This window comes from Roseovarius sp. ZX-A-9, from assembly GCF_028369135.1.
Lineage (GTDB): Bacteria > Pseudomonadota > Alphaproteobacteria > Rhodobacterales > Rhodobacteraceae > Roseovarius.
This window is the reverse complement of sequence record NZ_JAPWHW010000004.1, coordinates 219,624-242,579: the sequence shown is the minus strand read 5'-3', so window position 1 is coordinate 242,579 and position 22,956 is coordinate 219,624. Positions and strand designations below refer to the sequence as shown.

General features: G+C 60.3%; 16 protein-coding genes and 1 tRNA gene. 11 read left to right on the top strand and 6 right to left on the bottom strand.

Annotated elements, in window-relative coordinates; all coding sequences use genetic code 11:
• Positions 1–1,175: 1,175 nt before the first annotated feature.
• Positions 1,176–2,486 (bottom strand): McrC family protein, encoded by a 1,311-nt coding sequence (locus O3306_RS06120; RefSeq protein WP_272004591.1) that lies wholly within the window; start codon positions 2,484–2,486, stop codon positions 1,176–1,178.
• Positions 2,483–5,230, bottom strand: coding sequence for an AAA family ATPase (locus O3306_RS06115; protein ID WP_272004589.1), 2,748 nt, complete (start codon positions 5,228–5,230; stop codon positions 2,483–2,485). Before O3306_RS06115 ends, O3306_RS06120 begins: the two co-directional genes overlap by 4 nt.
• A 271-nt stretch (positions 5,231–5,501) precedes the next feature.
• On the opposite strand from O3306_RS06115, the gene O3306_RS06110 reads away from it, so the two are divergent.
• Together O3306_RS06110 and O3306_RS06105 are read left to right on the top strand one after the other, a co-directional pair.
• The gene (locus tag O3306_RS06110; RefSeq protein ID WP_272004587.1) at positions 5,502–5,840 is read left to right on the top strand and encodes a hypothetical protein; all 339 of its coding nucleotides are present in this window, start codon (positions 5,502–5,504) and stop codon (positions 5,838–5,840) included.
• Positions 5,785–6,180, top strand: coding sequence for a hypothetical protein (locus O3306_RS06105; RefSeq protein ID WP_272004585.1), 396 nt, complete (start codon positions 5,785–5,787; stop codon positions 6,178–6,180). The genes O3306_RS06110 and O3306_RS06105 overlap by 56 nt, the downstream gene beginning before the upstream one ends.
• A gap of 69 nt (positions 6,181–6,249) precedes the next feature.
• Here O3306_RS06105 and O3306_RS06100 read toward each other — a convergent pair whose 3' ends face one another.
• Entirely contained in the window at positions 6,250–7,182 is a 933-nt protein-coding gene (locus tag O3306_RS06100; protein WP_272004584.1) for an IS5 family transposase, read from the bottom strand.
• Between the two features lie 14 nt (positions 7,183–7,196).
• Here O3306_RS06100 and O3306_RS06095 point away from each other — a divergent pair, with 14 nt between their 5' ends.
• Positions 7,197–8,351, top strand: a complete 1,155-nt coding sequence (locus tag O3306_RS06095) for a hypothetical protein (protein ID WP_272004582.1) — start codon at positions 7,197–7,199, stop codon at positions 8,349–8,351.
• 319 nt (positions 8,352–8,670) lie between these two features.
• Complete coding sequence (locus tag O3306_RS06090) at positions 8,671–9,162, top strand: GIY-YIG nuclease family protein (RefSeq protein WP_272004581.1); 492 nt, start codon at positions 8,671–8,673, stop codon at positions 9,160–9,162.
• 562 nt (positions 9,163–9,724) lie between these two features.
• Here the strand turns inward: O3306_RS06090 and O3306_RS06085 are convergent.
• Together O3306_RS06085 and O3306_RS06080 are read right to left on the bottom strand one after the other, a co-directional pair.
• Positions 9,725–9,799: transfer RNA gene (locus O3306_RS06085), tRNA-Asn, on the bottom strand.
• A gap of 71 nt (positions 9,800–9,870) precedes the next feature.
• A complete protein-coding gene (locus O3306_RS06080; protein ID WP_272004579.1) occupies positions 9,871–10,782 on the bottom strand; it encodes an MBL fold metallo-hydrolase in 912 nt (303 codons plus the stop codon).
• A 77-nt stretch (positions 10,783–10,859) separates the two neighbouring features.
• Here O3306_RS06080 and O3306_RS06075 point away from each other — a divergent pair, with 77 nt between their 5' ends.
• From O3306_RS06075 to O3306_RS06045, 7 genes are all read left to right on the top strand, one after another.
• On the top strand, positions 10,860–12,149 hold the full coding sequence (locus tag O3306_RS06075; protein ID WP_272004577.1) for an ATP-binding protein: 1,290 nt from the start codon (positions 10,860–10,862) through the stop codon (positions 12,147–12,149).
• Between the two features lie 291 nt (positions 12,150–12,440).
• On the top strand, positions 12,441–15,098 hold the full coding sequence (gene aceE / locus O3306_RS06070) for a pyruvate dehydrogenase (acetyl-transferring), homodimeric type (protein WP_272004575.1): 2,658 nt from the start codon (positions 12,441–12,443) through the stop codon (positions 15,096–15,098).
• Between the two features lie 41 nt (positions 15,099–15,139).
• Positions 15,140–16,396: a dihydrolipoyllysine-residue acetyltransferase gene (gene aceF, locus O3306_RS06065; protein WP_272004573.1), complete on the top strand. Its 1,257-nt coding sequence runs from the start codon at positions 15,140–15,142 to the stop codon at positions 16,394–16,396.
• Positions 16,397–16,408: 12 nt separating this feature from the next.
• Positions 16,409–18,148 (top strand): dihydrolipoyl dehydrogenase, encoded by a 1,740-nt coding sequence (gene lpdA, locus O3306_RS06060; RefSeq protein WP_272004571.1) that lies wholly within the window; start codon positions 16,409–16,411, stop codon positions 18,146–18,148.
• Between the two features lie 204 nt (positions 18,149–18,352).
• Positions 18,353–19,921, top strand: coding sequence for a hypothetical protein (locus tag O3306_RS06055; protein WP_272004569.1), 1,569 nt, complete (start codon positions 18,353–18,355; stop codon positions 19,919–19,921).
• Positions 19,918–21,030 carry a glycosyltransferase family protein gene (locus O3306_RS06050; RefSeq protein WP_272004568.1) on the top strand — a complete coding sequence of 371 codons (1,113 nt, stop codon included), beginning with the start codon at positions 19,918–19,920 and terminating at the stop codon, positions 21,028–21,030. Before O3306_RS06055 ends, O3306_RS06050 begins: the two co-directional genes overlap by 4 nt.
• Entirely contained in the window at positions 21,027–21,995 is a 969-nt protein-coding gene (locus O3306_RS06045; protein WP_272004565.1) for a glycosyltransferase, read from the top strand. Before O3306_RS06050 ends, O3306_RS06045 begins: the two co-directional genes overlap by 4 nt.
• A 78-nt stretch (positions 21,996–22,073) precedes the next feature.
• On the opposite strand, the gene O3306_RS06040 is transcribed toward O3306_RS06045, so the two are convergent.
• Positions 22,074–22,829 carry a WecB/TagA/CpsF family glycosyltransferase gene (locus O3306_RS06040; protein ID WP_272004563.1) on the bottom strand — a complete coding sequence of 252 codons (756 nt, stop codon included), beginning with the start codon at positions 22,827–22,829 and terminating at the stop codon, positions 22,074–22,076.
• Positions 22,830–22,956: the final 127 nt, after the last annotated feature.

Here is a 22,956-nt window from a genome sequence, read left to right as displayed (position 1 = left end):
GAACATATTTTTTGTGGACATAGCGCCTTCTATCAAGCTGAAAATACGCACTAAAATTTAGTTCTTCGCTTACAGCCTGCCTTTGAATACCCTCTGCAACACACTCTTTACTTTCCCCCTTGAGCCACCACCTTTCCACTTCCCCGACCTCAAAACCTTTATAGGTTCCGACCGCAGGGCTTGCTTGCAAGCCTTGCCCCATTTCTTCGCGCCTCCCCAGATTCAGGCGCTGCAAACCTACGTGGATACACGCGCCAAAGCCGGGCCAACGACACGGCAAAAGAGGTTGATCGAATATGGAAAAGGGTATTCGCCTTCGACCGGATTTGTTATGCTTGATTGCCGTATAAACTGTGCGCCCGCTGCTGAAAGAGCGGCCGGGAAAGCTATGCATAGAGACAGACTATAGGTAGCTAAAGCTACCTCGTCTGCCCCTTGCGCCGGAGAGGCGCTCCGTCTGTTCGTAAAACCATGCGTGGCATGATTTTACGAACAAACTGCGCGGCTGGCGTTGCCAGCCTTGCATGACTTCCGTGAAAGCGGAAGGAGAAAGCCTCACGATGCTTGCACGGTCTCGCGTGACGCCAGTTGATCTGGCTGCGCGACCGGCAGCCACGGCAGTTGGCCGATCGCCTCTGCCTTTGGAGAGGACGTCGGTTCGCAGTGAAAGGCAGATCGCAGAACTTTGACCAGGGTTCGATATCTCGAGCCGGGCCGTCGGCAGACGCCGTCGGAAGAAGAAGCCCGAGGGGCGTTTTTCGAGGTAGGGGATATGTGCGACTCCGGCCATGGGGCAGCCTCCGAAAACGGGTTCCAGGGAATCTTGGAGTCGGGATCCGTGTACCGGTTCGTGCACGCGTTTGTGCACCAATTTGTGCACGTGCACGCGTGGCTCCGACTCTTGTCGGGGCTCAACCAATGAAATCAACCAGTTAGGTGATTTTGGCTCCGGCGGTAGGGGGCGCTCCGCGCAGTCAAGTCCCCTTGATTTCAAAGGATTTTTCGACACGGCCGTGCACCGGTTTCAGACGGACTCCAAGATGTGCCCGGAATCTTGGCGTACTGCGAGCATCAATTCAAGCACCAAAAATCAATCCTTACATGCCCGATATTGAACAGACCCGACGTCCGCGTCACGTCGCGGCTCGACGGGCTGGGCAAGCTAACTTGCGGTATCAAATGACCGCAGCATTCCTTGGTGACAGCGACCTCGACACGAGCGATGCCAAAGCGCTGGCAACGGATGAGTGGCTGGCCGAAACGTCGACAGTCGAGACGATGAGACGGTCCGCTCCGTTAGGAGATACGATGTCATATGACCTGCAGATTGGGTCCGCTGACAACTCGTGGTGGTGGGGGTAAAGCAGCATGACCCTGTCGCATTCGTAGATCCGGGAATAGGCCATGAGTTGATACACGTCAGCTTGGCTCACCCCCTGTTTCGGGTCGTCGATCCTGGGCGTTATGCGCTTCCATTTCGTGTCCACGACCATCGCAATCCCGTTTGCGTCCCGGATCAGGATGTCTGGGCGTGTTCGGAAGCGACCGGTTCCATCCTCGTAAAGACAGTCCCGGTGGCCGCCTTGGGTGGTCACCCGAAATGCCGTACCTGCCAGGGCGCGCTGCAGTAGCCGCGCGACATATGCCTCGAAGAGTGTGCTCATCTCGAATAGCAAGGCTTGCCCGTCGGTAGAGCCGACACTCGTCGTCTGGTATCGTTCGCCGAGGAGTAGCCGGGCGAGAGAAAGGAGCTCGTGCCAACGCTGATTGGTGCGGTCAAGGATGGTCAAATCCCACCGGAGAGCGGCGGGCGGTACGGCGGCGATGTCGGAATAGGCGAAAGACAACTCCCGCAGGCTGCGTTGATTGTCGGCGGCCGTCGCCAGTCGGGCGAGCCGGGAGATGGTGGCCTTCATTATCTGATTGAGGGCGATGTTGGGAGAGAGTTCGTCATATCGGCAGGCGAGCGTCTGGGGTTGCGCTGCCAGCGTCGAGAATTGCCGCGTCACGTCGAGCCGACCGCGCAAGGCCGGAAGGTCGTCTTCATGCGCGATGTAGCGCCGCGGAATCCCCTGTCGTACGGCCTCGATCATCTTGCGGCAAAACAGGCGGATCAGGATCTCGAGAAGTGTGTCCCGCTGCCAGCCAAGGTTGGCGGAGTTCCGGGCATCGATGCGGATGTCCCGTGCGACTGCGAGCATGTGGACGAGACGGCGACGGAGGGCTTCGTCAGTCGCATTAGCTTCGCCGATGGCCTCGATCTTGGGTAGAATCTCAAGCTGGCAACCGGGAGACGCGATTACGCCGACAACACCGCGCGCGCGAAGGTGCTTTCGGCGATACTCCAGCACGCCCTCTCCACCGCGTCCGGCGAAGGGAGAACGGCCGGCGACCTCGATGAGCCGCGCGGCGTGAGCTTCAGATATGCTCGCCTCATCTTCGCCGTATGCAATCGTTTCCCACTCTCGAAGGCTTCGCTGTATCATTCGCCGCCGAGCCCGGCGTAATCAAATGCGTCCTCGCGCAGTGACCAACGATATCGAGGAGCGCCGTAGCTATCCTCCATCCCCGGCGGAACGTTCAGAACGTCCCGGATCATGAAGCCTCCTCGCAACGTCCGCTCGTCCGGAGAAGCATCTCCGAGAACGGCGGCCACCTTACCCCAGTCCTCGAAAAAATATTCGGCAAGTAGCGGGATGACCTTGTGGCGCATCACGTCGTCGACTTGGTCCCGGTTGGCGCAGTTAATGAAATAAGCATGCCCGATCTGGTGTTCGCGGTCGTAGAGATACTCGATCCGTTCGTTGAGCGCGGTCAGGATCCGCGGCAGGTCGAGGCCGCTTTCCCGGGCCGCATCTCTCAGTGCCTCCGGTTGGGGCAGCATTTCTCGGAATTCGAATCGTCGACGTAGGGCCGTGTCGAGGAGCGCGATTGAGCGGTCGGCTGTGTTCATAGTGCCCAAGATATGCAGATTGGCCGGCACCCCGAATTCCTCGCCGGAATAGGGCAGGCGCGCCGTCAGCGCGTTGGACATTCCTAATCGTTTGTCGGGTTCGATGAGCGTAATCAATTCGCCGAAAACTTTGGAGATATTGGCCCGGTTGATCTCGTCGATGATCAGCACAAAGGGTTGAGTTTCGCTCCGCCCGTGATCGCTGTCGCGGTTTACCAAGCGCTCAATCGAAGCTTGGTCGATGCGCGTGGGATCAAGCCTGTAGATTGATCGCATGGTAAAATTGCTGCCGTATATCTCGCTCACCGGGACACCACCGCGATCCACCCAGAGCCATCTAACGGCACGTCGGTGACAATAGATGCGGCTGTCGCGCTGTAGATACTCGTAGCTGCCTGTAACCTCGCCTATGGCCCGAAAATACCCGTTGCCTTTACTCACGACAACGACATCTCCAATCTGCATCTGATTGCGAAAGGCATTCAAGAGTGCCACCTGGCCTGATTGCGCAGTCACTTCACCTTCGCGCTTTCCATATTTGCGGCAAGCCTTCAGAATTTCATCAACATCAGAGAAGCGCTCGTCGCTGAAGTCGATGTCCTCCCACCCGAGCAAGGTGTATCCTTCGGATATGGCCTCTTCGAACAAATATTCTTCGGCTGCGATGTCGGCGCGCGCGATCGACATTTTGAAGATCTGCCGCTCTGAAAGCGAAAAGGCATCGTCGTCCGTTTGAACCGCAAAGCCGCTTTCTGCCCGCTCCGCGATACGTCGGAAGATACCGGACACGGGCTCCAGACGGAACCCAGTGCCGACACCGTCAGCGCCATCCGTGACGGGCTGGCGCCCCTCGATAAAGTCCTCGTAGGATAAGGATTGATGAAAGGTAACGAACTCGACCCGCTTTTCGTTGCGCAGTCGATTATAGGAAGCCATCAACTCGGCGCGGTCGTCGGGCACGGGTTCGCCGCACATACGCAATGCCTCGGCCGCGGTGGCAAAGGTTTTGCCCGTGCCCGGTGGGCCATAAAGTATAAGATTGGTTGGAGGCATATCGTCTGAAACTCCGGGTACGGATCCTGCCAACGCATCGCTTCGAGATAGTCGATAGGTGAATGTCGTTGTGCTACTTTGATTGGGACCGCTGATGTCGGGTTTGGTGGCTCCGATCATGTCCAGAAACTTGGATCCCCCCAGGGCCTGGCAGATGTTCGGGAAAACGTTTGTCAGGCCCATGAGCTTTGCCAGATCACTGACATGAACCGTGACCCCTACTTCTCCGGCATCGCGCGCCGGTTCGATGAAGTAATTGCTCGCGCAGGCTCGGATGCGATCAGCCCCGCTCTTCAGATGGCTTTGCTCTGGCGCGTTGCTGGGTCGACCTTCAGAATCGACTATGATGTAGCCAGCGTTGTGTAACCGAGCGGCCGCGGCCCCCGGGGACCATCCGCCGTTAAATTCAGTTTTATCCAATAAATAACCAACAATGGGTTTTGTTGGGTAAGGGCGCTTTGCCGTGTGTGAGGTCGAACGCACCCAATAGCTGCTTGGGTCTCCGAATGCGTCGAATATTTGGGAGTGTTTCCCGGTGTTCTCGTATTCGTCGAATGCCACCATTGCTATCTCGACATCGCGACGCGAAAAATTGGATGCTGAACTTTCGTTTCTCTTGTCGACGATCTCAAACCCGAGTTCGCGTAACTTGGCGCGCGATTCTGCTTCTCCGGCCCCATTGAAATACTGGCTGGCGTTTAGTGATGGCCCGTCGGGCAACTTGGCAATCGCGGCGGCTACTGTTGCCTTGGACGGATACAGAGCGGTCTCGTTGTTCGGTCGTGTCGTCCATTGTTGGGGTTTTGAAAAGCCGACTCGGCGCAAGAAATCCTCGACCCCTTCGGCATCGCAGTCATCCATGACGCTCAGAATTTCTTCCTTTGTCAACTTGTCGACCCATTCCTTATGGGTCTTCATGTTAGGCGCTGCATGATTGTCCTTCCGGAAATCATCATATAGTCCGATTGCCTGCCGCAGAGTAGCGAGACCCGTGCGAAGATCACCATCGATCGGGACTGGTGACGGATTGCTCCGCTGCTGCCGCTCGTCTTCGGTGCTGTAGGCAAATTGTGCAAGCAGTCCGTCTTTCGAAGACCGCTCCAGGGCCTCATCGAGATCACCGATGAACTGCTCGATTCTTCGGATATTGCTAATGCGCGCGCCGATTGTCCGTTCCTCATGGCCACGCCTGCTCAGCCAGTCCCTGAAATCATTTTCTCTCAAATGCCTTGTCCTCAAACTCTCTCGCCGGTGACACCGGCATGCCCGCTACGATCCGGCCATAGCCGACTGATTACCCCAACAGTTGAATACCGAGGCGATGCTCTTGGCAAGCGCAGCAAGTAGTGGGACGATTCACCAGAGCATGCTCGTCCGATGATCAGGAGATAACCGTCTCTCATGGCTCATTGCATTTTGGCGATGTTCGACAAGGACCAATATTCCTTTTGACACGGTGAGAACCTGTCAAGACACATGCCCAAGGAAAAAATGAATGACCAATAGAGAGAAAGCCTCTGAAATTGCTCAACTGCCCCCGGAAAAGCAGGTAGAACTTCTCAAAGTTGCGGCCCGTTCTGTACCACCTCGATCCGTGAGGGGGAGCACCAAAGACCGATTCTATGCACACCAGTGCGGTCTTTCGCGCCGAGTGGTCAAAGCCATGCGAGATGAAGGCCATGGCGAAAAGATATTCTCCGGAAAAGGAATGAACTCCGGGAGGTGGTATTTCCCGATTGAAATCCTTGACCAAGCGATATCCTGGCTCAAGTCCAATCATGGCCGCCTGCATTTTCACGTATTGGCGTCTCGACATCAAAATCGCGATGGCTGAGTGGGGTAACATGCGACCACAGATTACCGAAATAGCCGACATCAAGGATATTATGGAGCTCCGTTTCAAGCCCTCCGATCGAGCCGGGTCGGCCCATTTGATGACCCCGAGTGAGCTACGTGCCGCCATCCACCGTGCGCGCAGGCTTTTCTATGAATCTCCGACAAAGCCTAATCGGGAAGAAAGTTTGAAACGAATTCTTGCCGAAGCAACAAAACGCGAAACTGAAACCAGTTATGATCGCGCTCAGCGTTTGCGCCAACGGATAGCGTGGGAGGTCGCTCAGGAGAAAAAAGAAGAAAGTACTGTTCGGCGCTATCGTAGAGTCATTCGGTATTGACTATGGAATGCTCCTGGCTTTGTTGCACAAATCATCTGAAGTCCGGAGTTCCCCTTTCCCCGGACGGATTTATCCTACGGCCTCTGTGACGGGTATGCCAAGAGCGGTGTAGCGGTTCAGGACGGCGATGCGGACCTGGATTTCTGCGACCTGCCGGTCGAAGTCTCTCGACATCAGGGATTGGCCGAGAAGCTTGATGCAGTTCACCTTGGTCTCGACGCGACTTCGGCGGTGGTATCCGCTCCAACGTCGCCACAATGCCTTGCCAAGATAGCGGGATGCACGCACCGCCTCGTTTCGGGTGACGGCCCCGGCGCTCGTGGGCTTCCACGGTTTGGCGTTCTTGCGCGGGGGTATGACGGCGTGGGCATTTCGGGCGGCAATCGCGTCATGGCATTTGCGCGTGTCATAGGCCCCATCTGCGGTCACTGATCCGATGTTCTGATCAGGCGGGATCTGGTTGAGTAATTCTGGGAGCATGGGGGCGTCACCGACATTGCTGGTGGTGACCTCGACTGCACGCACCTCCAGCGTTTCCTCGTCGATCCCTATATGTATCTTGCGCCAAATGCGCCGTTTGGGGCAGCCTTGCTTGCGCGCGTTCCATTCCCCTTCACCCTCGGATTTGATGCCCGTGCTGTCGATGAGCAGGTTCAGAGGGCCGGTGGCACCGCGATACGACAGGCTCACGTTCAGTGTCTTTTGACGGCGGCAAAGGGTGCTGAAATCGGGCACTGCCCAGTCCAACCCAACCAACCGCAACAGGCTTTCGACGAAACCCGTGGTTTGCCGCAGCGGCAAGCCAAATAGCACTTTTAGCGTCAGACAGGTCTGGATGGCCGCGTCGCTGAACTCTTGCTGTCGCCCACGCTTGCCCGTTGGCGGCGGCGTCCAGGTCATCTCCGGATCAAACCAAATCGACAGCGATCCGCGTTGCTTCAGCGCTGCGTTGTACGAAGGCCAGTTCCTGGTCTTGTACTTCGTAGGGGCCCAACTGCTCATGTCGCCCAGCTATCATGCTGGATTCACACAGTGAATCCCTGAAGCGATTTATGCAACAAAGCCCTTATTTATCCAACACTGAATCGGCGCAAGCAGCTGGACAGGCATTTGGCAGATACAAGAGGCTTATCGAAGCCCAAGAGAAAGAAATCCTCAAGATTAAGGCGATCTTTGACGAAGCTTCGAAATCAATTAAGAGCACTAAGGATGCGGCGGAAACCTATAGGATTGAACTCCTAGAAGGCACGGAGGAAAAGAAAAGCATTCAGTCTGAAATTCATGAAAAGGCGTCTCATATTGATAGAATGCTTTCAGCTACAGAGAGCTTCTATCGAAAGCTAACAGAAGGAGACGCTGAATCCGCATCCATCGAAAACAAGATTGTCGAAGCTAGAGCGAGCGCAGTCGCAAATAGTGATGAAATCACCAAGAAACTTACCGCAGCAAAGAATATGCTGACGGATTTGGATAGAATACATTCTGAGGTGATGGGCTCTAATGCAGATGCGGATGGAGACACAAACGAGAGAGGATTGAAGGCTCAACTTGAAGCACGAACTACTCAACTCGAAAATTTGGTTTCGGATTTTGAGAAGAAGTTTAGCGGTGTGCAGGAGCAAATCGAGGGATTGCTGCCTGGCGCAACAAGTGCGGGCCTCGCTACGGCATACAACAACAGAAGGATAAAGGCGGAGAGAGACGCTCGATTTTACTCTCGAGCGTTTTTTGTAGGTATCTTTTTGTTAGCACTTTCGGCAGCAGCAACAGTTACGCAATCTTTCAGCTTGCAGACTTTGTCTTGGGAACTCATCAGCTTCTCTAGCGCAAAAGAGTATTTAGACAAGTTGCTGTTCAAGCTTCCAATTGTGATACCTATTTTGTGGGCAACGCTGACGGTTTCTAAACGCCGTAGTGAAATGCATCGTCTAGCCGAGGAATATGCTCACAAGGAAGCATTGGCACAATCATACGAGGGCTTCAAACAGCAGATTACTGAAATTGGCAAAGATGATGAACCCCTTATCCGTGACCTCCTTGAAGTAATTCTAAAGGCAATTTCAATTAATGCCGCTACGACCTTAGAAGGCAAGCATGGCGAAAAAATGCCGACACAAGAAGCATTCGAAGAAGCGATGCGTACAGTGACGCGGGGGAATATTGGGAAATAGCGAAGGTCGGCAATCTAGGCTGCGACCGAAGCATTGAAGTAGCACGTCGAACGGCAGCTTTGGGCCGTTGATGTCGATCTGAGGGCCCGGGCACTCGCGATGCATGCCGCGCCGCCGCAGGTCGGCTTTGGAGCCCAGAGTGTCGGATGCTGCATGGTGTATGAATGACGGCTACTACCATCGAGCCAATGCCTTCAATTGCCTGCCAAGTTATTTTGCGGGATTTTTGGCAGCGGAAAACTGGCTTGTCAGCTTACCTTTGTTTGAGCAGGACAGCTTAGTCTCGTAGTGTTTGAATTGGGAAAAGGAGAATTAGCTGATGGCCCGTATAAAAGAGTCAGTAGCTGTGCTTGATGGTGAACCACATCTCAAGCTGACAAAAGGTCGAAGTGCCGCCCTTGTTGAAGCCTGTCGTATTGCTCTTGAAAGTGGTCGCCTTGAGAAAAGGCAGAAAGGCACGATCGGGAGCCTGCGCGAATTGTTCGAGGAGACCGCATCCGGACACTTTGTCGAGCCAGACCCTGCCTGCTTTGTTTACGTACATTACCGCGAAACTCAAACGGACGCATGTAAGATTGGCCACACGCGGGATTTGGAAAAACGTCTGAGCCGCAACACCGACATGACCGAGCCGCTAAAACGCGCGGCGGCTTGGGAGTTTGTTTCAGTCAAAGAAGCAATGAAGCAAGAGGATACGGCGCGAAGCTTATTCGAGCCTTATGGTGCTGGTGGTACCGAGTGGGTCCGAGCGCCTGCTCAGACAGTCGTTTCTCGTTTGATTGAACTGTGGGGACTACCGAACAGAGAGTAAGTTAAGTGCGCGACAGTGTCTTGTGCAAAACCCAGTGTCTTTACTTCTGGGGTTCCGGCAAACAAGAGGCGGTTCTAATCCCAAAGACGACCGTTTGTTATGCGGTTCGCTGAACCGGACATCGGCGCAGTTGCGGCGAATTTACACTTCGTCCGCAGACTGTAAGTTCGCTGCGTCCTTGATTTTGCGTTGCGGCGAAAGTCCGGAATGATGGGCTGCATCGCAGCGGAGGTAGGGCTCGATCAATGGCTGGTATGGGCTGGTAACAGCAATGAGCCGTTTGGAGTACATGACGCAACGCTACCAAGAATTTGCCCTGGGAGCCGTTGGGGTGCTGGCGGAACTGCATCGGCAATGCGGGGGGGGGGCATCCGTGTTTAGACAAGATATTGCTACCAACCGATGCGCCTCCATAGAAGAGAAATATCCCCGTTTCAGAATCTTGGTTATCTGCGAGGAATCGGCAAGGCTGAATTCGGTGACAAATCCGGTGACAAGCCCAAAATCCCCCAATCTCGCTTGGGGCGAGTCTAAGCTAAGTTATTGCTTATTTGGGGTTTTTTGGCTCCGGCGGTAGGGATCGAACCTACGACCAATTGATTAACAGTCAACTGCTCTACCGCTGAGCTACGCCGGAATACCGATCAGGCGTATAGCAACCACGCATGGCGGCGTCCAGAGGGATTGTGAGAAATTTTTGTGTTCATTTCAGCGCAGCGAAAAGATCGTGTCAGCAGTCAGGGTGCCGTGGGGCTCAACCTTTGATTTGATAAAAAGATCAATGAGATGCGCAAGAACGTTGCGCGCGGCGGCGGGCATCAGGGTAGGGGGCGTGTCGGTATAGACTGCGTCGGCGATCTGGCGCGCGTTGGCGGGGCCAGTCGCGAGTCGCTCGATGATCGCGGCCTCTCGCGCGCGCCGGTGTGCGATGAGCCATGTCAGGCGGGCGTGCGGGTCTTCGACCGGGGCGCCGTGTCCGGGCATGAGACGGGTGGCGCGCAGGTCAAGCAGGCGCTGACAGGAGGACATGAAATCGCTCAAGTCGCCATCAGGCGGCGAGACCAGTGAGCTGGCCCAGCCCATCACCAGATCGCCGGTAAAGATCATGTGGTCTGACCGGAACGACAGGTGATTGCCAAAGTGGCCCGGCGTCCAGAGCGCCTGCAGCCGCCAGTCTGGCCCTTCGAGCGCCGCGTCGTCTTGCAGAATAATATCGGGGGCAAAACCGTGATCCACGCCTTCACCACCGGCCACCGTCCCGGAGCGCGCCAGCTCCGTCATCACCGCGCTGCGCCCGGCCTGGGCATTGCCAAAGGCATGGACCGGCGCACCGGTCTGCGCGCTCAGCCGTGCTGCCAGGGGAGAATGATCGAGATGGGCATGCGTGACAAGGATATGGGTGATCCGTTGCCCCGGTGTCAGCGCGCCCAGGATTGCCGCCAAATGCGCGTCGTCGTCCGGGCCGGGGTCGATCACCGCGATATCGCGGCTGCCCAGCAGATAGGTGTTGGTGCCGCGCCAGGTCATCGGCGAGGGGTTCGGCGCCAAGATTCGCCGCAGGCGTGGCGCGACCGGCTCTGGCTGGCCCGGAACGGGATCGAAGGCTGCATCTGAGGACATCGGCGGGTGGCTCCCGGGATTGTTGCGGCGATGGCGAAACGGCTTGCGCCGGGCGGTACGCCGGTTAGGCTTATCCCATGTCTTTCGCCTGGCTCAAACGATATATGCCGCGTGGCCTTTATGGCCGGGCGGCGCTGATCCTGCTGCTGCCGGTGATCTCGGTGCTGGTGGTGGTGTCGGTCGTGTCGGTGCAGCGTCTGATCGAGGGCGTGACCAAGCAGATGACCACCGCCACCGCGCGCGAGGTCCGGCTGGTGCTGGACAAGCGGTCGGAGCCGCGCGATGCCGCCATCCTGGCCATCTCCGTCACACCGGTCGCCCAGGAAGCCGTGCCCCAGAGCGATATCCGGTACTGGTATGATTTCAGCGGCATCATCGTGATCCGTGAATTCAATCGGCTGCTGCCAACGCTGCGATCGGTGTCATTGGCCGACAGCCAGTTGGTGTCGCTGTACATCCAGACCGAGGCCGGGCCCGTCGAACTGCAGTTTGACCGGCGGCGGGTCTCGGCGGCGAATCCGCATCAGCTGTTTGTCAACATGGCGGTGTTCGGGGCGTTGATGACGCTCATTGCCTTTCTCTACCTGCGCAATCAGTTGCGGCCCATCACCCGACTGGCGGCGGCCGCCGCGGCATTCGGGCGGGGCGAAAGCGTGGTCTACCGTCCGGCGGGCGCCAATGAGGTGCGCGCCGCAGGGCTGGCATTCGTCAACATGCGCGCCCGGATCGAGCGGCAGATCGAGCAGCGAACGCTGATGCTGTCGGGGGTCAGCCATGACATGCGCACGCCGTTGACCCGGCTCCGGTTAAGCCTGGCAATGCTGGATGACGAGGAAGAGCGCGAGCCGATGCTGCGCGATGTCCGCGACATGGAGCGGCTGCTGGATGAATTCCTGGCCTTTGCCCGCGATGCGGCTGAAGGGGAGACGGAGCTGATCGATCCCGTCGCCCTGGTCCGGCAGATCGTCTCGGATTGCGAGCGGGCCCGAATTCCGGCGACACTGCACAAGGTCAGCGGCAGCGGCCAGTTGCGACTGCGCGAGGCGGGTATTCGCCGCGCGGTCGAAAACCTGATTGGCAACGCGGTGCGCTATGGCAGCCTAGCTGAAGTGTCGGTGCGTCTGAGCGAACGGTCGCTGCGTATACGGGTCGAGGATGACGGGCCGGGCATTCCCCCCGACCGCCGCGAAGAGGCCACGCGCGCCTTTACCCGGCTGGAGCCGGGCCGCAATCAGGACAAGGGGACAGGCGTGGGGCTGGGCTTGTCGATCGCGGCGGATGTGGCGCGCGTCCACGGGGGCAGCTTGCGGTTGGGGCAGTCCGAACGTCTGGGCGGGCTCTGCGCCGATATCATCATCGCTCGCTGACCAGCCCTCGATCTGCCTGAAAAACGCGGGCATTGCCAAATCCCCGCCAAGCCGCCACTCTGGTGTTGACGAAAACATGCGCGAGCGCGCAGCCGTGACACCCGCCCTTGCGTCGGGTGCGGCAACGGCGGGCGCGGCAGATAATGTTTGGGGGGCCATGCAGACGATTTCGGATCGACAGTGCTGGCGCGCCGCAGACGATGATTGCCCCCGGGATACAGACCGGGTCCGAGAGGGTCGTCAACGCCCCGGTCCCATGCATGAAATCCCCCTTCTTTTCAGGAGCCGAGAATGACCGATAAATCCGATGACATTGACCCAATCGAGACGCGCGAATGGGAGGAATCGATTGAGGATGTTCTTGCGCGTGAGGGGACAGGGCGGGCGCATTACCTTTTGGACCGCGCCGTTCGTGTTGCGCGCGAAGCGGGGGCTGATCTGCCATTTTCGGACACAACAGGGTACCAGAACACGATCCCCGTCGAGGAGCAGATCGGCGATTACGGCGACATCGCGATGGAATGGCGGATCCGGACGATCAACCGGTGGAACGCGATGGCGACGGTGGTGCGGCGCAACAAGATCAGCAGCGAATATGGCGGTCACATCGCGTCATTTGCGTCTTCGGCGACGATGTACGACATCGGCCTCAACCACTTTTGGCGGGCGCGGAATGAAAACCACGGCGGCGATCTGGTGTTTTTCCAAGGCCATGTCGTGCCGGGGATCTATGCGCGCTCGTTCATGGAGGGGCGGATCAGCGCCGAGCAGATGGACAATTTCCGCTCGGAAGTGGGCGGCAATGGTCTGAGTTCCTATCCGCACCCGTGGTTGATGCCCGATTACTGGCAGTTTCCGACGGTCAGCATGGGGCTGGGGCCGTTGATGGCGATCTATCAGGCACGTTTCATGAAATACATGCACAACCGGGGCCATATCGACATGGCCGACCGCAAGGTGTGGTGTTTCCTAGGCGATGGCGAGATGGACGAACCCGAAAGCCTGGGCGCGATCGGTCTGGCGGCGCGCGAGAAGCTGGATAACCTGATTTTCGTGGTCAACTGCAACCTGCAACGGCTGGACGGGCCGGTTCGTGGCAACGGCAAGATCGTGCAGGAGCTGGAAGGTGGCTTTCGCGGCTCGGGCTGGAACGTGATCAAGCTCTTGTGGGGCAAGGGCTGGGACGAGTTGCTGGAAAAGGATGAAACCGGCCGTCTGCGGCAGTTGATGGATGAGACGGTGGATGGCGACTACCAGACGTTCAAATCGAAGGACGGCGCTTATATCCGCGAACATTTCTTCGGCAAATACCCCGAGACGGCGGCGCTCGTGGCGGACTGGTCTGACGACCAGATCTGGGCGCTGCGCCGCGGCGGGCATTCGCCGCGCAAGGTTTATACCGCGTTCAAGCGGGCGTCCGAGACGCAGGGCAAGCCGACCGTTCTGCTGGTCAAGACGGTCAAGGGGCTTGGCATGGGCGCGGCGGGCGAAGGGCAGAATATCACCCACCAGCAAAAGAAGATGACCACCGACCAGCTTCGGCACTTCCGCGACCGGTTCGACATTCCAGTGTCGGACGAGGATGTAGCCGGCGCGCCTTTGGTGGCGCTGAACGACGAGCAGCGCGCCTATCTCAAGGCACGACGCGATGCCTTGGGTGGCCCGTTCCCGCAGCGACAATGGCGCGATGCGCCCAAGCTGGAGGTGCCGGGGCTGGAGGTGTTCGAGGCGCAGACAAAGGGCACCGGAGATCGCGAAATCTCGACCACGATGGCTTTCGTCAGGATCCTGACGACGCTGTTGCGCGACAAGAAGATGGGGCGCAACGTGGTGCCGATCGTGCCCGACGAGAGCCGCACCTTCGGGATGGAGGGGCTGTTCCGCTCGGTGGGGATCTACAACCCGCTGGGGCAGAACTACACGCCGCAGGATGCCGAACAGATGATGTTTTACCGCGAGAGCATCGACGGGCAGGTGCTGCAGGAAGGCATCAACGAAGCCGGCGCGATGTCGGACTGGATCGCGGCGGCCACGTCCTATTCCAACCACGGCGTGCCGATGGTGCCGTTCTACATTTATTATTCGATGTTCGGCTTCCAGCGGATCGGCGATCTGGCATGGGCGGCAGGCGACAGCCGGGCGCGCGGCTTCATGCTGGGCGGCACGGCGGGGCGCACCACATTGAACGGCGAAGGCTTGCAGCACGAGGACGGGCACAGCCATGTGCTGGCGGGCACGATCCCCAATTGCATCAGCTATGATCCGACTTTCAGCTACGAGGTGGCGGTTATCATCCAGCGCGGGTTGCAGCGGATGTATGTAGAGCAGGAGGATGTGTTCTTCTACCTCACGCTGATGAACGAGAACTACGTTCATCCCGACATGCCCGAGGGCGTCGAAGAGGGGATTCTCAAGGGGCTCTACCGGATGCGCAAGACCGCCCGGCCGGGGAAGAAGCATGTCAATCTCATGGGGTCCGGGACGATCCTGATGCAGGCCATGAAAGCGGCCGAGATGCTGAAGGCCGATTTCGGCATCACGTCGGATATCTGGTCGGCCACGTCGATGAACGAACTGGCGCGCGACGGGCAGGATGCGCTGCGCCACAACAGGCTGAATCCGTTGGGCAAGGAGCGGGTGCCGTATGTGACGCAAGTAATGAAGGGCCTCAAGGGGCCGGTGATCTGCGCCACGGACTACATCAAGAGCTATTCCGAGCAGATCCGCGCCTTTGTGCCGGGGCGTTACACGGTGCTGGGCACCGACGGTTTCGGGCGCTCTGACAGCCGCGCCAACCTGCGGCGGTTCTTCGAAGTGGACGCGGCGCATATCGCGGCGGCGGCGATGACCGATCTGTGGCGCGACGGCGCGATCAGCGAGGCTGATCTGAAGAAAGCCCTGAAGAAATACGACATCGACGGCGCCAAGCCGAACCCGAGACTGGTGTGACCAGTCGGGTGTGATCGGGATAGAAAAAGAGGACAGATGATATGACAATAGACGTGCAAGTCCCTGATATCGGCGATTTTGAAGATGTGCCCGTGATCACGGTGCTGGTGGCCGTGGGCGACATGGTGGCCGCAGAGGATCCGCTGGTTGAGCTGGAGAGCGACAAGGCGACGATGGAAGTGCCCAGCCCGGCCGCAGGCAAGGTGGCCGAGATCAAGGTGAAGCCGGGTGACCGGGTGTCGCAGGGCGCGCTTTTGCTGGTGCTCGAAGGCGACGGGGCAGAGGCAGCACCGGCAAAGGCAGAGCCTGCGGCCCCAGCCGCCGCACCGACAACCTCGGCTGCACCGCCCGCCTCACAGGCAGACGCCGCGCCGATGACAGCTCCCGACTTTACCGGCATTCATGCCTCGCCGTCAGTGCGCGCCTTTGCCCGCAGCCTCGATGTCGATCTCAACCGGATCGCGGGCACGGGCCGCAAGGGCCGGATCCTGCGCGAGGACGTGACGGCATCGTTCAAATCTTCCGCAGCCCCTGCTGCGTCTGGGCCGGTGTCAGGCGGCATGGGCATCCCGCCGATCCCGACGGTGGACTTCTCGAAATTCGGGCCCGTCGAGGATGTGGAGATGCCGCGCATCAAGAAGCTGAGCGGCCCGGCGCTGCACCGCTCTTGGCTCAACATCCCGCATGTGACCCATAACGAAGAGGCGGACATCACCGATCTCGACGCCTACCGGCGCGAGCTGGACGCGCAGGCCAAACAGGAGGGCTACCGCGTCACGTTGCTGAGCTTCGTGGTCAAGGCCAGCGTCTCTGCGTTGAAAACCCATTGGGAGGTCAATAGCTCGATCCATCCCGATGGTGACAAGCTGATCAGGAAATCCTTCTACAACATTGGTTTTGCAGCAGATACCCCGAACGGGCTAATGGTGCCTGTGATCCGCGACGCCGACCGCAAAGGCATCGTGGAGATCAGCAAGGAATTGGGCGATCTCAGCGCCAAGGCGCGGGATGGCAAGCTCAAGGGCGACGACATGGCGGGGGCCACCTTCACCATCTCGTCGCTGGGCGGGATCGGCGGCACGTCGTTCACGCCGATCGTCAACGCGCCCGAGGTGGCAATTCTGGGCCTCACGCGATCGAAGATGGCGCCGGTCTGGGATGGCGAGGCATTCCAGCCGCGCAACATGCAGCCGTTGAGCCTCAGTTACGATCACCGCGCCATCGACGGTGCACTGGCGGCGCGGTTCTGCGCGACACTCAAATACTTGCTCGGCGATGTGCGCCGGCTGATGCTGTAAGGGGGCGCAGAAATGGATGTGAAAGTACCCGATATCGGCGATTTCAAGGATGTGCCGGTGATCACCGTGCTCGTCAGCGTGGGCGACACCGTCCGCGCCGAGGATCCATTGATCGAGCTGGAGTCCGATAAGGCGACGATGGAAGTGCCCAGCCCGGCGGCGGGCAAGGTGGCCGTGATCAAAGTGGCACCGGGCGACAAGGTCAACCAGGGCGACGTGATCATGGTGCTGGAGGCGGCCGCGGGCGATGAGGTCGACAAGGCGTCGCAAGGGGCGGAAGAGGCCCCCGCCGCACCAAAATCCGTCGCCGCCAGCGGCACTGCGGCAGGCCGGGGCGATCTGCATGCCGCGCTGGTTGTGCTGGGTTCAGGGCCGGGCGGTTACACGGCCGCGTTCCGTGCCGCCGACCTGGGGCTGGACGTGATCCTGATCGAGAAATTCCCGACGCTGGGTGGGGTCTGTCTCAACGTCGGTTGCATCCCGTCCAAGGCGCTGCTGCACGGCGCCAAGGTGATCACCGAGGCCGCCGAGATGGGGGAACACGGTATCAGCTTTGCTGCGCCGACGGTCGATATCGACAAGTTGCGCGGCTGGAAGGACGGCATCGTGCGCCAGTTGACCGGCGGGCTCGCCGGGCTGGCGAAGGCCCGCAAAGTGCAGGTCGTGACCGGCTATGGCAGCTTTACCGGGCCCAACATGATCGAGGTCGTGGGCGCGGAGGGCACCACCAGCAGCGTCAGTTTCGACCAGTGCATCATCGCTGCGGGGTCCGCGCCGGTAAAACTGCCGTTCATCCCGCATGACGACGCGCGGGTGATCGACAGCACCGGAGCGCTCGAGCTTGATGGCGTGCCCGAGCGCCTGCTGGTGCTGGGCGGCGGCATCATCGGGCTGGAGATGGCCTGTGTCTACGACGCGCTGGGAGCGCGTGTGACCGTTGTCGAGTTCATGGACCAGATCATCCCCGGCGCCGACAAGGACATCGTGAAACCTTTGATGAAGCGCATCGAGGCGCGCTACGAGGCGGTCCTGACGAACACCAAGGTAACGGCGGTCGAGGCGAGGAAAAAGGGCCTCAGGGTCACGATGCAGGGCGATGGCGGCGAGAGCACCGACACGTTCGACAAGGTGCTGGTGGCGGTGGGCCGCCGCCCGAACGGCGCGGCGATCGGGGCCGAAAAGGCCGGCGTGGCCGTGGACGAGCGCGGCTTTATAGCGGTCGACCGCCAGCAGCGCACCGGCGTGCCGCATATCTTTGCCATAGGCGACGTGGTGGGCCAGCCGATGCTGGCGCACAAGGCGGTTCACGAGGGCAAGGTGGCGGCCGAGGTCGCGGCAGGACACAAGCGGTTCTTTGATGCAAAGGTGATCCCGTCAGTGGCCTATACAGACCCCGAAGTGGCGTGGGTCGGGCTGACCGAGACCGAGGCGAAGGCGCGCGGCATCAAGCTGGCGAAGGGCGTGTTCCCTTGGGCCGCCTCGGGCCGGGCGCTGAGCAACGGCCGTCCCGAGGGGATGACCAAGGTGCTGTTCGATCCCGAAACCGACCGGGTGCTGGGCGCGGCCATCACCGGCACCGGCGCGGGCGAACTGATTGCCGAAGTGGCGTTGGCCATCGAGATGGGCGCCGATGCGATCGACTTGGGCCACACCATCCACCCACACCCGACGCTGAGTGAAACCGTCAACTTTGCCGCCGAGATGTACGAGGGCACCATCACCGATCTGATGCCCCCGAAAAAACGCGGCTGACCCCGCTCCAACGGCGCGCGCGCCCTTTGGGGGTGGCGGCCAGTTGGCGCGGCTTGTCAGGCGGTACCACCGAGGCTGGCAAGCCGCAGCGGGCCTCCGATTCTACCGAAATGTCCGCTTTGTGATTGCCGTTGCACGCGCAATCCCCTTTTATGCCCGACAATTGCCCGGCGCGCGTCGACCCGGGAAAAAGAGAGCGCAAACATGACCCGACCCACCGACGAGACGGCGCAAGCGCCTTATCTCCGCCTTCGCTGGCGGGACGGGCGCGCGGATGTCGCCGGGCAGTCGCGCTGGCAGTCGGACCCGGTGCTGCGCGATACTGGCGTCGGGCGGCTCTGGGCGCGGTGGGTCTGGGACGGGACGCGGCTGACGGCCGAGGTCGATCCGTTCGGTTTTTTCAACCTTTTTGTTTATGAAAAGGATGGCACGCTCGCGGTGTCTTCGTCACTGTTGGAACTGGTGGCGCTGGGCTGTGATACGACGCTTGACCACCGGGCGCTGGCGGTGTTCCACCGGATGGGCATTTTCATCCATGATGACACCCCGCTTGCATATGTGCGGACCCTGCCGCCGGGCGCGCGGCTGACATGGCAGGCGGGTGAATTGCGTATCGAGGGCGGCGTGCCCGTGCCAAAGGCCCAGCAGATCAGCCGCGAGAGCGCGGTGGAGGGCATGACGGAACATTTCCGCGCTGCGATGCGCGGCATTCTCGCGGGCTGGGACGGGCCGCTGACCCTGCCGCTCAGTGGTGGACGGGATTCGCGCCATATCCTGCTGGAAATGCTGCATCAGGGGCGTCGGCCGGACGCTTGCGTCACCTTCCACCACAATGGCGGCGCCATGAACGCCGAGGCGCTGGCCGCCCGCGCGCTCGCGACCCGCGCGGGTGTGCACCACGATGTGCTGGGCCATGCCCGTCCGCGCCTGGCCGACGGAATGCGTGCCATCGTGATGACCAGTCTGTGCGCCGAGGAACACGCCCAGATGATGCCGCTGCACGATTATGTAATGGAGCGGGAGGGTGCTGCCTTTGACGGGATCGCGGGAGATATCCTGACCAACCCTGACGGAGATGCGGACCGGTTCTACCGTCTGGCACATGCCGATGACTATGTGGGCATCGCCCGCGGTCTGGTCCAGGGGCACGGGCGGGTCGTCTCGAAGGAGCATTGGGGGCAGGGCGCGGGGCCGCTCTATTCGCCGGGGATGGACGAAGAGGTGCTGGATTACATCGGCCGCGCGGTGGCCGAGTACGCGGATGCGCCGGACCCGTATCAGGTGTTTTGGCTGTATCACCGCACAAGGAGAGAGATAAACTTTGTTCCGCAAGCCATTCTTTCAAAATCAGAAATCGTATTTTGCCCTTACCTGGATGAGGCGTTTGCAAATTTTTGCCTGTCGCTTCCCTATGCGGTCACGAAGGACCAGCAGTTGCACAATGACGTGATCGCGCGGGCCTATCCGGATTATGCCGATATCCCGTTTGCCGAAGGGTTCACGGCGCCGCCGCGGCAGGCTGGATCGCTGCGGCACAAGCTGCGCAGTGCCGCGGATGTATGGCGGATCACCCGCACGCTTGGGAATGTGCCAGGCGGGGCGCGTGCGTTTGTCGGTGAGCCGAATGAACTGCGCCGCAGCCCGGACATGATGTACCGCCTGCACGCCGCCTGTCTGGATGGGTTGGACGCGGAGCGTGCGCGCCTTTTGCAGAAACTGGCCGCACGGTTGGAGCGGGACCGGCCGACGCGGCTGGTTTCGGACGCGCTATGACTTTGGAACGGATCACCCGGCGTCTGGGCGCGATGCGCTATGCGCGGCGGCGCAAGAGGGCGTTTCAGCGCCCGTTTGATGCAAGCGCCAAGCACCGCGTTCTGCTGCTGGCGGTTGATCATCGCATCCCGCAGAGCCAGTATTTTCCGTTTCACTACTATGCCGACAGGTTTCGCGATCAGTATGATGCGGATATCCGTGAGGTGGTGATGGAGGAGTACGGCTCGCAGGAGGAACATCCAGAAGGCGCGACAACCGTCTGTTACCAATCGAATTTTGACATATCGGATGCGGATCTGGAGCGGCACATGTCACTGATCCGCACGCGCAATCCGGATGCGCGGGTGGTCTACATGGATTGGTTTGCGCCCACCGATCTGCGCATGGCCGCGCGTGTGGCACCCTATGTGGATGGATACCTGACCAAACACCTGTTGGCGGATCGCGCGCGCTATGACCGGCCGACCTTTGGCGACACGACATTGATGGATTACTATGGGCGCAATCTTGACCTGAACCACACGGTGCAAAGATTTGATATTCCACTAGGTTTTTGGGACACTCTGCATCTCGGGCCGTCCTTTGCGACAGCCGATTTCATGCTGCCGGTCTTTGACAAGGGCGCGTTGCCACAGGGGGCACGGCCGGTTGATCTGCATGCACGGATCGCGGTGGAGGGTACGCCGTGGTACCGCGCCATGCGGCAGGGCTGTGCCGATGCGGTAGCAGCGCTGAAGGGCGTTCGCAGCGTTACCGGAACGGGCATTCGCCACGACCTCTTTTTGCGCGAGTTGCGCGCCTCGAAGGTATGTTTCAGCCCGTTTGGTTATGGTGAGGTCTGCTGGCGCGACTACGAGGCGGTGATGACGGGGGCGGTGCTGCTCAAACAGGACATGAGCCATGTGGAGACTGATCCGGATATTTTCGTGGCCGGAGAAACCTATGTGCCTGTCGCATGGGACCTGAGCGATTTCGCCGAGAAGGTTGATTGGCTCTTGCGGGATGACGCGGCGAGGGCGAGGATCAGCGCAGCGGCGTTCGAGCTTCTGCGCGACTATGCGCGCTCGGCTCGGTTCGTCGAACAGATGGCACCGGTGCTGCAGCTATGACGGAACAACTTACTGACCTGCCGCCCGTCGATGCGGTGGTGATCGGGCGCAACGAGGGTGCGCGACTGGAGGCGTGTCTGGGCTCGCTTCGGGGGCAGGTGCGGAGGCTGGTCTATGTTGACAGCGGATCGACCGATGACAGTATCGCGATAGCCCAAGCGGCGCGCGCCGAAGTGGTGTTACTCGACCTGCAGCAGCCCTTTACCGCCGCGCGGGCCCGCAACGCGGGTCTGGCACGGCTGGATGGCGATGGGTTGGTGATGCTGGTTGATGGCGATTGTCGGGTGCAGCCGGATTGGCTGTATCAGGCTGCGCTGCATCTGACAGAGCGCCCGGACTGCGCGGTGGTATGCGGACGGCGACGCGAGATTGCGCCACAAGCCAGCATCTACAACCGGCTGATCGACCGCGAATGGGCAGGGCCCGCAGGCGAGGTCAAGGCGTGCGGTGGCGACGCGTTGATGCGTCGGGCGGCGTTGCGCGCCGTGGGCGGATTCAACCCGGGCCTGATCGCGGGCGAAGAGCCGGAGCTGTGCCTGCGCCTGCGCCGGGCGGGCTGGCAGATCTGGCGCATAGATGCAGAAATGACGCTGCACGATGCGGCGATCACGCGGCTGGGCCAGTGGTGGCGGCGGTCTAGGCGGGCAGGGCATGCCTATGCCGAGGGGGCCGCATTGCACGGCAGCGGCCCGGAACGGCATTGGGTGGCCGAGACACGGCGCGCGCTGCTTTGGGGGGCAGTGCTGCCCTTGGCGATTGTTGCGCTGGCGTTCGTGAACGTGCACGCTCTCTGGCTGTTCCTGATCTATCCGCTGCAGGTGATCCGGCTGGGCCTGCGGCCGGGCGGCGGCTGGGACTGGGCGTTTTTCACGGTGCTAGGCAAATTTGCCGAGGCGCAGGGCGCGCTCGGATACTATCTGGGTCGTCTGATGGGCCGGAAATCGGCACTGATCGAATATAAGTGATAGGGCGGCATTCGATGCGGTGAACAGGGCAGGCCGGTGCCTTGCCGCCTATCCACGCCGAAAGGGAGCGCCGGGCTGTCAGCCGCGTCGGCGCTGCCGCAACGCCTGCACTGTCAACGCCGGCAGAATTGCGAAACAGCGCGCATAGCGTGGCACCATCCGGCGCGGGCTGCTGAGTGCGCGCCAGAGCCATTCGAGCGCCAGCCGCCGGACCACGGTGGGTGCACGCCGCTGGTGCCCGCCCAGAAAATCGAGGCCCGCGCCAATCGAGGCAAACCCCACCGACGGGGCCAGATCGCGGCCCCGCGCCGCCAGACGTTCCTGCTTGGGCGCACCAAGCGCCAGGAAACACAGGCCCGCGCCCGAAGCTTCGAGCGCGCGCAGGATCTCTGCCGCCGCCGGGCCATCGGGATCGAACCCCATCGCAGGGGCATTGGTATAGGCCACTTTCAGCCCCGGCACCGCGCGCGTCAGATGGTCTGCGGCATCGCCGAGTGCGGCCTCGGTGCTGCCGATCATCGCGATGGCGCGCCCCTCGCTCGCGGCAACCGCGCAAAGCGGCAGCACCAGATCAGAGCCGGGCAGAAGGTCTACCGGTTGCCGGGCCAGCCGCGACAGCCAGACCACAGGCCGCCCATCCGCCACCACGATGTCCTGGGCGGCATAGGCGGCGGCAAAGGCAGCATCGTGGCGCAGCTTGACCAAATGATCGAGGTTCAGCGTCGCCAGGGCAAAGCCGGACCGTGCCCGAAGATGCGCGCGCACGGCGTTCACCAGCGCGTCGCGGGTGGGCGTGTTGATTTCGATCCGGTTCTGGTCCGTGGAAAACTGCAAAATGGCGCTCCGCGTTCTGGTTGATTGCCAGCCCAAGGCTTAGCCGTGGCGCGCAGCTGCGAAAAGCAAAATCCGCCACGCGCGGCAAATCGGGACAAAGCGGTTCGGCCATGCTAGGTTGCGGCCA

Bases quoted from the DNA above. Each gene is read 5' to 3' on its own strand.
- O3306_RS06120 (WP_272004591.1), bottom strand. From the start codon at position 2,486: ATGATACAGCGAAGCCTTCGAGAGTGGGAAACGATTGCATACGGCGAA.
- O3306_RS06110 (WP_272004587.1), top strand. From the start codon at position 5,502: ATGACCAATAGAGAGAAAGCCTCTGAAATTGCTCAACTGCCCCCGGAA.
- O3306_RS06105 (WP_272004585.1), top strand. From the start codon at position 5,785: ATGGCCGCCTGCATTTTCACGTATTGGCGTCTCGACATCAAAATCGCG.
- O3306_RS06100 (WP_272004584.1), bottom strand. From the start codon at position 7,182: ATGAGCAGTTGGGCCCCTACGAAGTACAAGACCAGGAACTGGCCTTCG.
- O3306_RS06095 (WP_272004582.1), top strand. From the start codon at position 7,197: ATGCTGGATTCACACAGTGAATCCCTGAAGCGATTTATGCAACAAAGC.
- O3306_RS06090 (WP_272004581.1), top strand. From the start codon at position 8,671: ATGGCCCGTATAAAAGAGTCAGTAGCTGTGCTTGATGGTGAACCACAT.
- O3306_RS06080 (WP_272004579.1), bottom strand. From the start codon at position 10,782: ATGTCCTCAGATGCAGCCTTCGATCCCGTTCCGGGCCAGCCAGAGCCG.
- O3306_RS06075 (WP_272004577.1), top strand. From the start codon at position 10,860: ATGTCTTTCGCCTGGCTCAAACGATATATGCCGCGTGGCCTTTATGGC.
- aceE (WP_272004575.1), top strand. From the start codon at position 12,441: ATGACCGATAAATCCGATGACATTGACCCAATCGAGACGCGCGAATGG.
- aceF (WP_272004573.1), top strand. From the start codon at position 15,140: ATGACAATAGACGTGCAAGTCCCTGATATCGGCGATTTTGAAGATGTG.
- lpdA (WP_272004571.1), top strand. From the start codon at position 16,409: ATGGATGTGAAAGTACCCGATATCGGCGATTTCAAGGATGTGCCGGTG.
- O3306_RS06055 (WP_272004569.1), top strand. From the start codon at position 18,353: ATGACCCGACCCACCGACGAGACGGCGCAAGCGCCTTATCTCCGCCTT.
- O3306_RS06050 (WP_272004568.1), top strand. From the start codon at position 19,918: ATGACTTTGGAACGGATCACCCGGCGTCTGGGCGCGATGCGCTATGCG.
- O3306_RS06045 (WP_272004565.1), top strand. From the start codon at position 21,027: ATGACGGAACAACTTACTGACCTGCCGCCCGTCGATGCGGTGGTGATC.